Here is a 15,837-nt window from a genome sequence, read left to right as displayed (position 1 = left end):
TGCCTCCCAAAAACTTAAAGAATACATGGTCAATAATCATGTGAATTTTTTAAAAGGAATACATATACGATATTCCTCCTCCTAAAGTGGTGTCTGCCAAATTGCTGAAATCTACTCCTCCAATTAACGTAAAAGTACCATATTCAAGAGTTTTATACCTTCCTAAAAGGTAATTATGCCAGTTCTTTAGTGGTGTAATGGGAACTCTATAGATTCCAAGGTTTGTCGCATATGATGATTTAATGATCCAGTCTATTTTTTTAAAGTTTCCAGATACTCCTAAGTGGTGTACTCTTACACGATTACTTATAATAGGTGTATTACTCCCTGTGATCTCAAGTTCAGGATCTATAATAATAAAGGGCATTCCAATTATATTACGATCATATGACCAACCACTTCGATATAAATTATTTGAAAAATAATTATCAATCCCACTATCCCCGGAATTTCCACTTTGGTCTGATGTATCTATGTATTCATATAAGATCGAAGCAATAATCTTTTTGTCTGATGGTTGATAATAGATTCCCCAGGTACCATCCGGAAAATTGGCCCAACGTGTTCCTGAACCATCTTCAAATGGGTGTTCGTGATAAATTGAAAAATCTCCTGCACCTGTTGTAAATTCGTAATCTAATAAAAAGGTTCCCAAATGATTTCCAAGAGCATTGACCTGCTCTCCCACCACAATAGTTTCTGTAGATTTTTTAGCAAAAAATACATCAATAAATGCATTCAAATCATCCGGAAGTTTACCAAATACAGGCGAAGTTCCTCCCCATTGAGCAAAATGCTGTAACTTTAAAGTAAGTTTATGCTTTTCATTGAATGTTGTGATCAACCCAATTCGCTTATAATGAATCCGTGTATCGTTTACATATCGGTCATCATTTAAGCTATAATGAGCAATACCCCAATCAATACCAAAAGTCTCAGAAATTTTAAGAGGAGCATTTGCTTCTAAGAGTAGTCCTGGTAGAGGACGTGCATTCTGTGACCACAAAAAGTTCTTATTTGTCGCAGAAAGTCCATCCATTGCTACTTCCCGTTGCTTTGCTCCAACAATCACTTTCAGCCAGTTGTTCTGTAGTTTAGCGTATAGATCTCTTCTTTGAAATTCGTCAGTAACCCCATCTCTATAAAAATACCCTACGCCGGCTTCTAAATTAATATTCTCAAGTTGATAAGCCCCTTTAAATGTCCCTGTTCCGGAAAAGTTAGTTTCGGGGGCTAAAGCAGTATTAGTATTAGCATACATCCAAAAAGGAAGATTGTCTTCGTTAGATCCTGCGCCTTTTATCTCAATTGACCCATCTACCTTAATATCCTGTGCAACTGCAACAAATGTGCTCAATACAAATAAAATAGCTTGTAGGTTCTTCATAAACAGAAAGGATTAGTCTTTTGCTTTTGGAATATAATACTTCAGAAACTATCTTTTAAAAACTCGATCTAACCAGCCCTTTTTTTCTTTAGAATATGTGTATCCATATTTATTCCCATAACCAAAATTACTCATAGATACACTGTTCAGAACCACAGCTACATTTGATAATCGTCCATCATTAATGGCATCTTTCGGGAAACCTAATAAGCGTTTGTCTGTATATCCAGCACGAACAACATACAACATAATATCTGCAAAATTATTAATAAGAATAGTATCTGTTACCAACATAGAAGGAGCGGTATCAACAATTACATAATCAAACTTCTGCTTCAGTTCTTTAAACAATTGAGTAGTACGTTCCTGCATTAATAATTCTGCGGGATTTGGTGGTATTATTCCAGAAAGAACAATAGATAGGTTTTTATTATATTCACTTTGTGTAGAAAGATCATCAATTGTAAGTTCTTCATCAATAATAAATTCGGTAATCCCTTTCCTCTTTCTATATTTTTCAGGTAAATATCTATGCAATTGAGGGTTTCTGATATCTGCCCCAACTAAAACTACTTTCTTTCCTGTAAGTGCTAAAGTTAGTGCCAGGTTAAAAGCTATAAATGTTTTTCCCTCTCCTTTAATGGTAGAGGTCACAAAAACAGTTTTTGTTGCTTCAGAGTTATTCTTATTAATAAACAGGTATTGAAAATTTGTGCGTAAAATTCTAAAAGACTCTGCTAATATACTTCTGTCATTATACTGAATAAGTTCTTCATCACTTTTCTTAAGTTTTGGGATTTCCCCTATCAGAGTAGTATTAGTAAGTACTCGTTCCACATCTCTTCTGTTGGAAACTTTTGTGTTTAATAAAAAGAAGCCATATAATCCAATAAAAGGAGCCAGTAGTCCTGCCAGTAAAGCTCCTATATAAATGAGAGACTTATTTGGACTTACAGGCTCTTTAGTGCTATAAGCACTATCAACTATCTTTGCCTTAGGAGCTGTAACTGCTAACGAAATAGATGCTTCTTCACGTTGTTGTAATAAAAATAAATACAGTTGTTCTTTAATGGTTTGTTGGCGTTCAATACCACGATACAATTTCTCTTTGGTGGGAACCTGTGCAATTTGAGAATTAAGTGTTGCTTCCTGAAAATTAAGGTCACGCATTGCAACTTTTAACGCATTGCTTGTATTCTTCAGGCTACTCAAAATGCTAGAGCGTATTTCGGCTATTTGGTTATTTACATTTACTACTACAGGATTCTTAGCGGTTGAAGATTTTAATAATTTGTTTCTCTGCAATATCAACTGATTATAATTATTTACCGCCTCTCCTATTTCTTGTCCATCTAAACCTATATTAGCTGGCAACAAATCATTACTAGATGATTTTTCCATATAATCAATCATGGTATTAGCCAGTTCCAATTGTGTAGACACACCAGATTGACGCTTATTATATTCACTAGCATTTTCCAGAATGAGTTGTGCTTCAATTTCAATATTAGTAAGCCGATTGCTGCTTTTAAATTGTTCTTTGTTTCGCTCTACTGAATCTAATTCCCTAGTAATAATTTCTAAGCGGGAATCAATAAAATTAGATGTCTTCTGAGCTACCTGTCCTTGATCCTGAATAGCATCTTTGTTATACTGAAATATAAGTTCATTGAGGAAGTCTTCAGCTTTTTTAGGAACAGGAGACCGCATACTTACAAAAACAACATCGCTGTTTTTAATATCATTAGCGACTGATATTTCTTTTTGGTAAGAAAGTGCAACCCTTTCTATAGGAAGATAGGTGACAGAGACTGTTTTACCTTTAAAAGATTCAAATATTTCGAGATCATCTAATACAGGTAAAACGGTTATATCTCCAAAAGGAAGTGTAACACGCTCACCAAAAGTATGAGTTGCTTTTTCAAAACCCAATGCAGTTTCAACAGTATATTCTGTTGAAGATAGTACTTCAAAAAACAGTTTTGGCACTGCTGTAGTTCTTGTACTATCTGTAAAGGAAAGATATTGAACTATGAAAGGTTTGTATTCATATAATTCAGAAGCTTTTATAGTTCCTACAGTCTCATAGGTAATATTAAGATTGAGTTCTTTAACTACTTCAGAAATAATTCTTTTAGAATTAAATATGGCAAGTTCATTTTCAATTCTACTGGTATTAAGGTTCGAAAAAAAGCCTCCTAATTCTGTAAAAGCAGATAACTCGGCAGGTCCTCCCCCACTTCGTTCGTCTTTAATGATTACAATTGCATTACTCTGATAAGAAGGAGTAGTGTAACGCAAATAAATAAAAGCACAGGTTATTGCAATGATTATTCCTAATACAAACCATAACCAGTGACGTGTATACTGTTCGATGAGCTCGCGTAGTGAATTTTCTCTTAACTCTGTATTTGGTTCATTCATAAAACAAGTAGGTTATCTAGTCAAAAGTATTACTGTACTTAGCACAACAGTCACTAAAGAAAGTAATGCAGGTACGTCTGGTAGGAATCCTGATTTTTTCACTCCTTTTAAAGAAGGTTCTACATATACAACATCATTTTGCTTCAGAAAATAAAAAGGACTACTGAACAATTCCGTTTGAGTGAAATCCATCCTTGCAATTTTCCGTTTACCCCCTTCTTCCCTAATAATAACTATTTCATTTCGGTTGCCGTCCACTGTAAAATCACCGGCAAGGCCAATAGCCTCAGGCAGTGTTACGCGTTCATCTTTTACAGTAAAGACACCAGGATTGTTTACCTCCCCCAACACGGTAATTTTAAAATTCATGATCCTAACATCAACTACTACATCTTTTATATACTCTGAAAGTTTAGTTTTTAAAGCCGTCTCTACTTCTCCGCGGGTTTTCCCTCCAACTTCAAAATCGCCAAGGACCGGAAAGCGAATAGCACCTTCAATATTAACTAAATAGCCTTGTAACTCTGGGTTGTTATTATTGTTTGCAAATGCTAATCCTTTTGTTCTTTCAAATGGTTTTATAACATCACTATCAATAGAAGATATTGAAATATACAATATATCATTGGGTTCTATGATTGGCTCAAATTTTTGGTCAATAGCAGCTTGATCAAGGTTTTCAACATCCTGAAAATAAAGAATTTGCTTTTTGGTTGCGCAAGAAATGAGGCTTAAAAATATAACAAGAAGTAAAAGTATTTTTTTCATTCGCTTTTTAATAATACAAATATAGGTTATAAAATAAAAGTCACTTATTAAATCTATTAGAATGATACATTATTTTGCTTTGGCAATCTCAGATTTCCGAGGTGTGTCCAATGCTTCAAATTCAGAATTCTCACTTATAAATTCCGGTACCATTTCTTTTAACAATTCCACTACTTTCTCATTTTTTCGCTTCGTAGCTGTTTTGATAATATGTTTGATCTTTACTTTAAAATCATCAAAATTTACCAAAGGAACTTTAGTAATCATAATCTTTGGATGATGTGTAGGTAAAGATGTTGATGTGTCATTCAACAATTCTTCAAACAGTTTTTCGCCAGGTCGTAATCCGGTGATCTTAATATCAATATCTACATAGGGTTCTAAGCCCGAAAGTCGGATCATCTTTTCAGCCAGATTTAAAATTTTGACTGGTTTTCCCATATCAAAAACATAAATTTCACCGCCATTACCCATAGTTCCTGCCTGTAAGACTAATTGACAAGCCTCGGGGATGGTCATAAAATACCTGATGATATCTTTATGTGTTACCGTAACAGGGCCTCCCTGAGATATTTGTTTTCTGAAATGTGGTATTACCGAACCACTGGAACCCAATACATTGCCAAATCGTGTTGTAATAAAACGGGTAGTAACCCCTTTTTCTTTCTGAAGAGACTGTACATACATTTCTGCAACACGTTTCGATGCTCCCATAACATTTGTGGGATTGACAGCTTTATCTGTTGAAACCATTACAAACTTGTCTACATTATAATTTACAGATAGAATTGAAAGATTTACAGTCCCAAGAATATTCACATAGACAGCTTCATGCGGATTTCTTTCGATCAATGGAACATGTTTATATGCTGCAGCATGGTAAATAATATTAACTTCATATTTGGCAAACATCAAGCCTAAACGGTACATATTACTTATATCTGCCAGTTCTGTAATGAAATGGAGTTTTGGGTAATTAAGTTGAAGGTAAACTTCAAGTTCATATAGTGCAGATTCGGCCTGGTCCAAAATCACAACAAGTTCTGGTTTGAACTCAGCCAGCTGTTTAACGATCTCACTACCTATAGATCCTGCCCCACCTGTGACAAGTATTGTTTTTCCATCCAAGTCTTTTTTTATGAGCTCATTCTCTATATTAATTGGAGTTCTCTCCAATAGATCTTCAATATCAATAGGTTTTATCTGGTTTTTAATATCTTCTTTCTTATTCCACTTTTCTAAACTGGGGACATTAAAAACTTCCACATTATTTGCAATACAGTCTTCTACGATCTCATTCTTGCTTTTTCCTTTTAAAGAACCGCTAATCATTAATACTCCATCAACATTCAATGCAGAAAGTGTTTCTGAAAAGTTCTTTTTAATAGGGATTACCGGTTTTCCTAAAATCTTAAATCTTTTAGAATCAAAACTTTCAGTAATGAAACCTACTAATTGAAAGGGCATATTAGACTCTGTTGTTAGTGCTTTTCCTAAAGAGATTGTATGGTCATCTACACCAATAATGGCAACCTTTTTCTTTAAATTTCCTGCAGCTGTATTTCTTAAAAATTGATAGCTCTCTTTTACAGCAACTCTAAAGAGTAACATAATTGTAAAAGACAAAAGCATATACAATAAAACAGAGGTAGTTAAAAAAACTTTTCCTTGTTCTGTAACTGCTGAATAAATCAAACTAGCCAATAGAACAACTCCCGCCGTAGAAAATGAAGAAAAGGCAAGTTTTAAAATATCTGTAAAGGTAGAATGCCTGATGATCCCCGAATATGTTTTAAACACAAAGAAGAAAATAATATTTATCGACAAAACTATAAGGCCTTGTATAGGGGCAGCTAGTATTTCAAGAAATGTAATAGGGGTGCCCAATAAAATAAGATAAACTAATAATAGAGAAACTATCCCAATAAAAGTATCAATTAAAATTACTATCCAACGAGGTAAATACCTCTGGTCTAGTATTTTCAATTTATTGTCGCCTGTGTAAAGCATATTGCGATATGATTTGGGGGAATATCTTAAGCTGAACAAATATACTTAATATCTATTGTATTTGCATTATTTTATTTTTGATCCTTTCCAATTCAAATGGTTTTAAATTTGAGCTGGACGGTAAGCAGAGCCCTCTCATAAAAAGCTTTTCCGAAATAGTCCCTCCATAAAATGGAGCATCTCTATACAAAGGCTGCAGATGCATTGGCTTCCATAATGGGCGTGATTCTATATTATCTTCGGACAAAGCTACTCGAATTTTTTCAGAAGTGAGGTCAGTTTTTTGCGGATCAACAATTATGCATGTTAACCAGTGATTTGATAAGAAATCGTCATCAGGTTCTTCGAAAACTGAAATTCCTTCATTTCCGTCAAAAAGTTCTTTATAGAATTGATGAACATCACGTTTCAAAGTGATGTGTTCTTCTAAGACATCCATTTGCCCGCAGCCAATACCGGCGCTAATATTACTGAGTCTGTAATTGTAGCCTACTTGTGAATGCTGGTAATAAGGCGCTTTGTCCTTTGCCTGTGTTGCTAAAAATAGTGCTTTGTCCTTTTGCTCTTCCGTATTCGTCACCAACGCACCGCCTCCGGAGGTTGTAATAATCTTACTTCCGTTGAACGACAAAATGGAAAGTGTGCCAAAGGTGCCACACGGTTCCCCTTTGAATGAACTTCCAAAAGCTTCGGCACTATCTTCTATCAACGGAATTTCATAGGATTGTGCTATGGCTTTAATTCTAGAAACATTAAAAGGCATTCCATATAAATGAACAGCTATAATAGCTTTAGGCTTTTTCCCTTTTGCAATACGGTCTTTTATACACTCTTCAAGATAATCCGGACATATATTCCAAGTATTCGCTTCACTATCAACAAATAAAGGAGTGGCACCTTGGTAAAGGATTGGATTTGCAGAGGCTGCAAAGGTCATACTCTGACAAATAACCTCATCTCCTCTTCCTACTTTTAAAAGAATTAATGCCAAATGTAAAGCTGCAGTTCCGGAACTAACAGCACATACTTTTTTATTTTTTCCTAAATACGATTCCAATTTGTACTCAAAAGAATCTATATTTTCTCCAACAGGAGCTACCCAATTACTGTCAATTGCTTTCTTAATATAATAAATTTCACTTCCTCCCATATGAGGACGTACAATAGGAATATGTGTTGAAGGAGGCTTTTGCACGGTCTTTATTTTAATGGTTTGGTTTTAGTCTCCTAAAAATAATATAATAAAGGATACACAAGACAATTACTATAGTGATCGTAATATAAATTTGAATAGTAAGTGTATTTTCATAACTTAAAAGAACTACAATACAGATTATTAGTTGTAATAATGCATAAGAGGTTGATACTTTTAAATAACTCCAATCAAGAATATCTACCAACTTTTGATAGATATGGTGTCTATGTGGTTGTGAAATCTTTTCTCCCAATAATACCCTATAAAGTATCGTTCCCCCGCTATCAACAGCATAAACGGCCACCATACAGGCAATCAAAGGGGTTTGTAGTTTAAATGTAAAATGCAATCCTAAAAAAAGGATTAAAACTGCCAGGGTCATACTACCAATATCTCCGGCAAAAAGCCGGGCATTTCTCCTTAAATTAAAAAAGCCAAAAATCAATAATGAGATCAAAACTAATACAAGGAGCCTTATATCAATATCCCCACTTAAAAAATTTAAAATAGTGAATGCCCCAACTACAACAGTACTATATAAAAATGTAATACCATTTATTCCATCCATAAAATTGTAACTGTTTATGAAGCCCACTGAAAGTATTAATAATCCAAGTGTTAAAAACAACGTATGATCTAACAAGCCTATCTCATATAGTACCAATCCAACAGATATAAAATGAAAAGGTAGTCGCACTTTTGCAGACAATGTGTAGATATCATCCATGAAACTAATAATGGCTAGGAAAGAAACTCCTAAAACCAGAAAAGGATAGGAAAAATTTGAAAGAAAGAAGAAAATTAATACGGCAATAAAGAATAATATTCCTCCACCTCGAATGACGGGTATCGTATGGGAACTTCTAAAATTTGGATTATCAACAATATTAAAATGTGTTGCTATCTTTATATAGACAAAGATCGCTACAATTAAAACCAATGCACAAATACTATATGTTATCAGTCCTTCCATGACTATTGAAACGATTTTATTGTTGTCATTAACCCATCTTTCATAGTTATTGGAAGATCACCTTCAAGTGCCATTTTCATCTTAGTATTATCTACCAAGTAATTTTCGGTCAATTTTTGAACACGCTCTTTTGTAAATGGTAATCGAAATAAACTCCCAATTTTCGCTAATGTCCATATTAAACCTTTAGGAAGCTTCCAAATATGTGGCTTTTTGTCAACTACTTCAGCAATTAGTTTAACTAATTCTATTGTAGAAATGTTTCCATTATCGGCTACATTATAAATACCGGACTGTGGCTTTTTTTCTAACATAGATGTTATTACAAAACACAAATTTTCTATCGACAAATATGATCGTTTATTTTTAAAGCTCCCTAAAGGAAAAGGGATGCCGCTTTTAACAAACTTATATAATAAATTCAGATTTCCCTTATTATTGGGTCCATGTATCATACACGGACGTAAGATAAAAACTTTTTTACCTTCAGGCAGTCTTTTGCTTAGTATGTATTTTTCAGCTTCTAATTTGGATTTACCATAAGTTGTCACGGGATTTGGAATTATATCTTCTGTCAGCGGCTTGACTAACACATCGGCAGCTGCTTTTACCGAACTCATATAAATAAAAACAGATGCCGAACTCTCTATGAATTGGTCAAAGAGTTTGTTAGTTATGTACGTATTGGCTTCATAATAAGCCTCTTCGCTTGCAACATTTTTCAAATCGTGTGCTTTTCCTGCTAAATGAATCATAACATCTGTCCGATTCCATATTTCCGTAGTTAATTGTCGATACGTAATTGTATTGGACCCCTGAGTTCTTGAAACTCCCGTTACAGTAAAGCCCGAATTACTCAAGTAAGGTAAAAGATGTGACCCAACAAAACCTGAACTACCTGTAACAAGAATTCTATTCATTCAACAAAGCATTATAAATTAATAGATGTTTGGCAATCACCTCTTTTTGGTCGAATTCCTTTTCTGCTTTACGTCGTGAAGCATTTCCCATTCTTTCCCGAAGACCAGCGTCTATCAATAACTTTCTAAGGGCTGCAGCAAGTTCTTTGGTGGACTTTACAGGAACTTTGAATCCGTTAACTCCTTCATCAACACATTCCCTGCATCCAATAGCATCTGTAGTTACAATGGGACGTCCAACTGCACAGGCTTCAATAAGTGTTTTGGGCATTCCTTCACGATAAGATGGTAATACCACAATATCACTATTGTTATATACCGAAACCATGTCAGTTTGATAACCTATCCACTTTACATAATCGCCGTCTTCCCAATCTCTTAAATAGGAAGCCGGGACACCGGCTTTATTTTCTTCATCGGCAAGACCTGCCAAAATAAATGCTGCTTTTTCTGAAAATTCCTTCTTTAAAATCTTTGTTGCCTCTCTTAACTCAGCCACTCCCTTATCCCACAACATACGTGTAGGAAGTAGTACTTTTATTCGATTTCCATTTACTAATTGAGTTTGTTTAAATACTGAAAGATTTACACCCGAACCTTTTATAAAATTAATCTCATTCTCCATAAAAATAACACCCAATGATTCCAATTCCCGAAAATCATCTTCGTTTTGAAAAATAAAGGAAATATTCTTTCGCTTAAAACTTTTCTTCATCATTTTCACCATGACCTTCTGGACCATACCTTTACGCTCTCCCGTAAACGCATACCCTAAACCACTAACTGCATTAAGTACTCCCGGCACCTTCAACTGTTTAGCTGCTAAAGAACCATAAATGACCGGTTTTAATGTTATATGATGCACTACATCCGGTTTTACTTTTTTATAAAGTTTGCGGAATTTATTTATTGTCGCTATTTCCTGCAACGGATTGGTCCCCGATCTTGAAAATGAAAAGTTTATAAATTTGATTCCTGTATCGCGAATCTCTTTTGAGCGACCTGTGTCTTCAGCTGCAATGTATACATTCCATCCTTGCTTTTTTGCCTCTTCCGCTATACACAGGCGATGCGAAATCATAAACCAATCTACATTTACTACTAATAAAAGTGTTTTCAATTGCTTCTTTTTTATTATATATTATTTCTCAAGTAATTCACGATACAGCTTCAGTTGTGATTTAATCATATTGTCCATGTCATATTGTTTGGCTCGCTCTTGGCATTTTGCGACAATTTCGTCATAATATTTTGAATCATTTAATAACTCATCGATATTTAACGCAAGCTGTTTTTCATCTCCAATAGTAAACAATATTCCCGCTCCTTCGACTATGGTGCCAAGGCCGGGGGCATTAGAAGCCAAAAAAGGAGCTCCAGAAGCCAGTCCTTCAATGCTAGATAAAGATAATCCTTCATAATTTGTTGATAAGACTACTATATCTGCCATTTTCAAAAGATTAGGCACATCTAAACGTGTTTCTAAGAACAGAATATCATTCTCAACGCCTAATTCAATAGCAAGCTTTTTATGGTCTTCTAATAGTGGCCCGGTACCTACTAACAAAAGCTTGCATTTATTTTGCAGACATGCTAAAGCTTTTATGAGGGTCGCTTGATCTTTTTGTGGTGTAAAACTTGCTACTTGAAGTATGCATTTTTTATCTTCGGAAATACCTAGCTTTTCCTTATTTGCGCTAGTAGCTGTCCAAATTGCATTCAAATTTACCCCATTGGGGATGAGTGAGAATTTATTTGTTGTCAATCTAAGATGTGATTTTAGTTGAGAATCAACCTCTTCAGAAATTGTAACTATTTGCTTATACATTCTATAGACTACTCTATCCAATCGCTTAAGAATAAAATTACTTCTGCGACGGTTCGAAGTATTGTGCTCTGTGAACAATAATGGCGTCTTCGAAAAAGATATCATTTTGGCAAAAACCACCCAATATAAAGCAGGAAATAAGTGTACGTGAACCAAATCATATCTTTTGAAAAATTTAATTAATCTGAAAATGTGTATAGGGTTATAGACCGAACCTATACCAAGCGTATGCAAGATATGTGGCATTTTTTCTTGGAATTTATTAAGAAACGGATGCTCCGTACCATCCAAAACAAGTAATTCCATGGCAATACCTTTTTCCAAATACAAAGGGATAGAATCCAAAAGAAGCTTCTCTGCTCCGCCAGTACCAAGGCTATTGATGATTTGTAGTACCTTCATCCGGGGTCTTATTTATTTTTTTATGATACGAATAGTACACCCACATTCCAAAAATAAAGAACAGAGGAAAGAACATATTTTTTTGACGAAGCATAATTCCCAGATTACCAAGAATCAATGAAAAAGCGATAGAGCCAATAACAAAATATATCAAAAATCCTTTCAATAAATAATTTGCCTTTATAAAGCCTTTTATAATATTAAATCTAAACACTGAAATGGTAAAAACTAGTAACAATAAGTTCTCAATAGAAGCCACTATAGCCAATAAACCATTTATATCGAAGAAAAAGGGTCGGTATAAAAAAGTAAAAATCTTATATGGCAATGAATAGCCCGAAGTGTCAACGCCAGAGCCAGCGTCTTCCTGATTCAGGCTTGCAGCTTTTTTTGTTGAATATTCTTCAATTGCAGAGATCTCAAAACTTTCCAATCGCACAAACTCCATCACATAGTCAAAAATAGAAATAAATCCGGCAAGAAAAATACCGAAAACAATTATTTTTTTATAGACCTTCAGGTTACTGTCAAGTGTATACCCAATCCCAAATGACACTAATAGAAATAGGGTAATATGAGGTCGAATTGCCATAGATAGAATAATTGGTATAGCAAGCCCCAAAAACTTCACCTTTGGTTTTTGTAGCGAATACGCAAATAGTGCAATACACAAAAATAAAATAGCATCCTTACCTATTCCAGAAGACCAGAAATGAATATTAGGTAAAAACCAAATCCATGGATGAATGGGAATTCCAAATAGTTTAAACTTTGAAATTCCCTCAAAGTCAAGAAAGAGACCTTTGACAATGAGATATAAGTAAATAAAACCCAAATAACCAAGAAGAGCGTAAAACATATTCCCTGTAAAAAAGGAAAGTTCCAAGACATTGGATGGGAAATAGTTAATAAAATACATAAAGCTTGATGCTTTCTGATTTATGAAAAGGTACAAAACGTCATCGAAGGTTCTGGATTTAGGAAGGTTCCAATATTTTAAAGCATCTCCCCCATTGGCAAGTATGTAAAAATGAAAAGTGATTGCAATTAAAAAATGGAAAAAGAATAATCTATTTAACCATCTTTTATCGGAAGTCGTAAAAGTTGGGAAAAAGTTTTTTAGATTGATACCAACCAAAAAAATTATTAAACAGATGGATATGTCCAGTATTGTCATTGCAAATTTTCTTTAGAAAAAACTGTTTCCAATTCTTTTCGTGTACTTTCCGTAAGTTGTATCTCTTTTGAAGGTGTTTTACTTACTATTTTAAATAAAAATTGTCTAAAACTATTGCTAAAGTACTTTGAAAAATAATCTTTCAAGCCCAGTCTTTTTAAAAAATAGAATAATTTCTGATACCTTAGTTCTTTGCCTTTATTACTTGACCTGAACTCGCTTTCAGGAAAAGTATCAATTTGAAGAAAGGTTGAAATTTCAGATAGAACGGACGCTTCATCTGCCATTAAATCTTCCAAACGAATTACTAGTACATTTTTAAATTTTTTACGAAACCGTTGAATTGCTTTAGTATATAAACTCATTCCAAGATAGGAATACCAAGATAGGTTTTCATTATGGTAAGCTTTTAGATCACGTTGCATGACTGTTTCAAACGATTCTTTTGTTCTTCCCTTGCTTAAATTCATTTTATAGTGTGAAAACGCACGTTTTAAGGGATCACGAAGAATAATTAAAATTTTGGCTTCTGGATTGTAGTTGTAGATTAATTGAGCACTTTCGGGGGCATGAAGGTATGCTGTACTAAGGTCTACTTTATATAAAGCATTCTCTGCCTTTGAGAATATTTTTTGATATTGTTCTTCATTTTGAATGTTAGCAATATGCAGCGGTTCCGGAAAGTCTTTTTCCAAATATGAATTTAGATTAAAAAATCGTGAAGGTTCATAAAGTTCCAATGGCATAATATCAACAAAGAAATGAGGCTCTTTTACTGGAGAAACATATATTTTCGGATGAAAAGAAAGAAATTTCGCAAAAGAAGTAGTTCCTGCTTTCATGGCTCCAACCACAAATAAATTGACCTTTGAATTCTTCATTTAAACTGAAATTTTTTTAATATCGAATAAGTATTCTTGAATGGGAGCAATCGTAAAAACTGCAACAACTTTTTGTGATGTTTAGTAACTAAACGAATCGCCATGCCGTAAACTTCATTATCTTCGGCGGTGTTATAGCGACTATAATTCTTTATATAGGTTAACAGTACAAACCGATTACAATAACGTTGAAAATACACCTGTTCAGGAACTTTTAACTTGTCTTTATATTCCAACAAGGTTTTTAAAAACAAACAAAAGTCGGATGGTTCATAAGGCAATTTCGAAGCCGAATTTGGTTCCGTTTTTCTATAAAAGGAAAGGTTTTTATTGATACAAACTACGTCACGATTAATACATAATCGTATCCATAGGTCGTGATCCTCGTAAAGCTTTTGACCTTTTCGGAACAATCCGTCTTCCAACAAAACCGATTTCTCAATTACTGCATTCGAAGAATTGATCAATGGCAACGAATGTTCGAGAACCTTAAAAAAATTGACAGGTGCAACAGTGCCATCAGCAGGTAAAAAATGATTGGTATATCTTTTTTTATATGATTTAAATACATGAGTCCTACCACTGGCAAAAATTTTGTGTTCAGGAAATTCGGCTATACTTTTCATCATCTCCTCTAAGAAAGTAGGTGCCCACCAATCATCAGCATCCAAAAATGAAATCCAATTATTTTGCGATGCTTCAATTCCAATATTTCTTGCTATCGACACCCCAGATTTCTCAATTTCTATAAGGCGTATCCTTGGGTCCTTAAAACTATTTATTAGTGAGACGGAATTATCTGTACTGGCATCATCGACTACAATAAGCTCCCAATTAGTAAATGTTTGATCAAATATTGACTGTAGGGCGTCTGCAATAAACGCTTCTTTATTATATGAGGGGATTACGACAGAGATCATAAGACCTTTTTTGGTTTCCAATGAGACAAATCCCTATCCAATAACTTACTCAATAAATTGATATCTGATTGGAAATATTCATAAAGCTTTGGCCTTAGTTGTACAACATCTTCTTCGAACTGGGGCGGAACTTGAGAAATGTTCAATTCATTTAGCTTGTTTGCGATACCAAAACCTTTTCGAACTCCCATTTTTTGCTTGAGATACATACTTTGAGCCACAAATTTTGAAAGCATCGGAAATTTTCTGGCTTTCCTTTTATTGGCTATTTCGAATGATAGAGAATCCACTTTCGGGAGTTTTAAAAATCCCAAGACTCCATTAAATACCCGTTCCGTATTTTCACTTAGATCATCGAGTAAAACAAATTTTAAATTCTTTTCTGAAACTAAATCAGCAACTCGCTTAGCTTGCTGCCCTAATTTACAAACCTCGCTATATTGTAAAATTTCGGGAGCATATGCTCCCTTCGGAACTGATTTTCCTTGTAATCGTAAGCTTTGAAGTTCCCAAGCTACAGAAGGGGTTGTTTCGACTTCACTCCCACCAAAGATCAACTCGTTATGAAGCGAAAAAAACATATCTACAGGATTTCGAAGCATGACTAAAAATTTCGCGTTCTTATTGTATTTCAGAATGTTTTCTACAGCTACTTGCGAGTATAAATACCACACCGAAGCTTCGCAAAGGTATGTATGCTCTATTGTGGCTTCAGCGAACAGTTTCACGTATTTTTCTTCAGTAAAAAAATATCTGTGTCGACTATCTGAATTGAAGTAATGTGGTTCCTTAACAGAGCAAATAAAGATATTTGGATGCTGGCCCAAATATTGAACCATCGATGTGGTCCCACATTTAGGTGCTCCAATAATAAATAAATTAGGTTTTCTATTCAATCTCTACATTCGATACAACTATGCCAGTAAAAGACACAATATTAATGATTATAATA

General features: G+C 34.3%; 13 protein-coding genes. All 13 read right to left on the bottom strand.

The genetic code is table 11. The features are described from left to right. Positions 1–49 precede the first annotated feature (49 nt). On the bottom strand, positions 50–1,387 hold the full coding sequence (locus ACY2RT_RS14955) for a capsule assembly Wzi family protein (protein WP_490156736.1): 1,338 nt from the start codon (positions 1,385–1,387) through the stop codon (positions 50–52). A 48-nt stretch (positions 1,388–1,435) separates the two neighbouring features. Further along, a complete protein-coding gene (locus ACY2RT_RS14950; protein ID WP_490156735.1) occupies positions 1,436–3,811 on the bottom strand; it encodes a GumC family protein in 2,376 nt (791 codons plus the stop codon). Positions 3,812–3,823: 12 nt separating this feature from the next. Next, positions 3,824–4,579 (bottom strand): polysaccharide biosynthesis/export family protein, encoded by a 756-nt coding sequence (locus ACY2RT_RS14945; RefSeq protein WP_490156734.1) that lies wholly within the window; start codon positions 4,577–4,579, stop codon positions 3,824–3,826. A 69-nt stretch (positions 4,580–4,648) separates the two neighbouring features. Continuing rightward, positions 4,649–6,379: a polysaccharide biosynthesis protein gene (locus ACY2RT_RS14940; protein ID WP_490156733.1), complete on the bottom strand. Its 1,731-nt coding sequence runs from the start codon at positions 6,377–6,379 to the stop codon at positions 4,649–4,651. Between the two features lie 262 nt (positions 6,380–6,641). Further along, the gene (locus tag ACY2RT_RS14935; RefSeq protein ID WP_490156768.1) at positions 6,642–7,739 is read right to left on the bottom strand and encodes a DegT/DnrJ/EryC1/StrS family aminotransferase; all 1,098 of its coding nucleotides are present in this window, start codon (positions 7,737–7,739) and stop codon (positions 6,642–6,644) included. A gap of 55 nt (positions 7,740–7,794) precedes the next feature. Beyond that, positions 7,795–8,757, bottom strand: a complete 963-nt coding sequence (locus ACY2RT_RS14930; RefSeq protein WP_490156732.1) for an MraY family glycosyltransferase — start codon at positions 8,755–8,757, stop codon at positions 7,795–7,797. Positions 8,758–8,759: 2 nt separating this feature from the next. Then, entirely contained in the window at positions 8,760–9,677 is a 918-nt protein-coding gene (locus ACY2RT_RS14925; RefSeq protein WP_490156731.1) for an NAD-dependent epimerase/dehydratase family protein, read from the bottom strand. Continuing rightward, entirely contained in the window at positions 9,670–10,797 is a 1,128-nt protein-coding gene (locus tag ACY2RT_RS14920) for a glycosyltransferase family 4 protein (RefSeq protein ID WP_490156730.1), read from the bottom strand. The genes ACY2RT_RS14925 and ACY2RT_RS14920 overlap by 8 nt, the downstream gene beginning before the upstream one ends. A 21-nt stretch (positions 10,798–10,818) precedes the next feature. After that, a complete protein-coding gene (locus ACY2RT_RS14915; protein WP_490156729.1) occupies positions 10,819–11,907 on the bottom strand; it encodes a glycosyltransferase in 1,089 nt (362 codons plus the stop codon). Then, complete coding sequence (locus ACY2RT_RS14910; RefSeq protein ID WP_490156728.1) at positions 11,882–13,084, bottom strand: hypothetical protein; 1,203 nt, start codon at positions 13,082–13,084, stop codon at positions 11,882–11,884. Before ACY2RT_RS14910 ends, ACY2RT_RS14915 begins: the two co-directional genes overlap by 26 nt. Beyond that, positions 13,081–13,965 (bottom strand): sulfotransferase family protein, encoded by an 885-nt coding sequence (locus tag ACY2RT_RS14905; protein WP_490156727.1) that lies wholly within the window; start codon positions 13,963–13,965, stop codon positions 13,081–13,083. Before ACY2RT_RS14905 ends, ACY2RT_RS14910 begins: the two co-directional genes overlap by 4 nt. Then, positions 13,962–14,885 (bottom strand): glycosyltransferase family 2 protein, encoded by a 924-nt coding sequence (locus ACY2RT_RS14900; RefSeq protein WP_490156726.1) that lies wholly within the window; start codon positions 14,883–14,885, stop codon positions 13,962–13,964. The genes ACY2RT_RS14905 and ACY2RT_RS14900 overlap by 4 nt, the downstream gene beginning before the upstream one ends. Further along, positions 14,882–15,781, bottom strand: a complete 900-nt coding sequence (locus ACY2RT_RS14895; RefSeq protein ID WP_490156725.1) for a sulfotransferase domain-containing protein — start codon at positions 15,779–15,781, stop codon at positions 14,882–14,884. The genes ACY2RT_RS14900 and ACY2RT_RS14895 overlap by 4 nt, the downstream gene beginning before the upstream one ends. Positions 15,782–15,837: the final 56 nt, after the last annotated feature.

Source organism: Ulvibacter sp. 2210JD10-4, from assembly GCF_058148525.1.
This window is presented reverse-complemented; position numbering and strand designations above follow the sequence as displayed.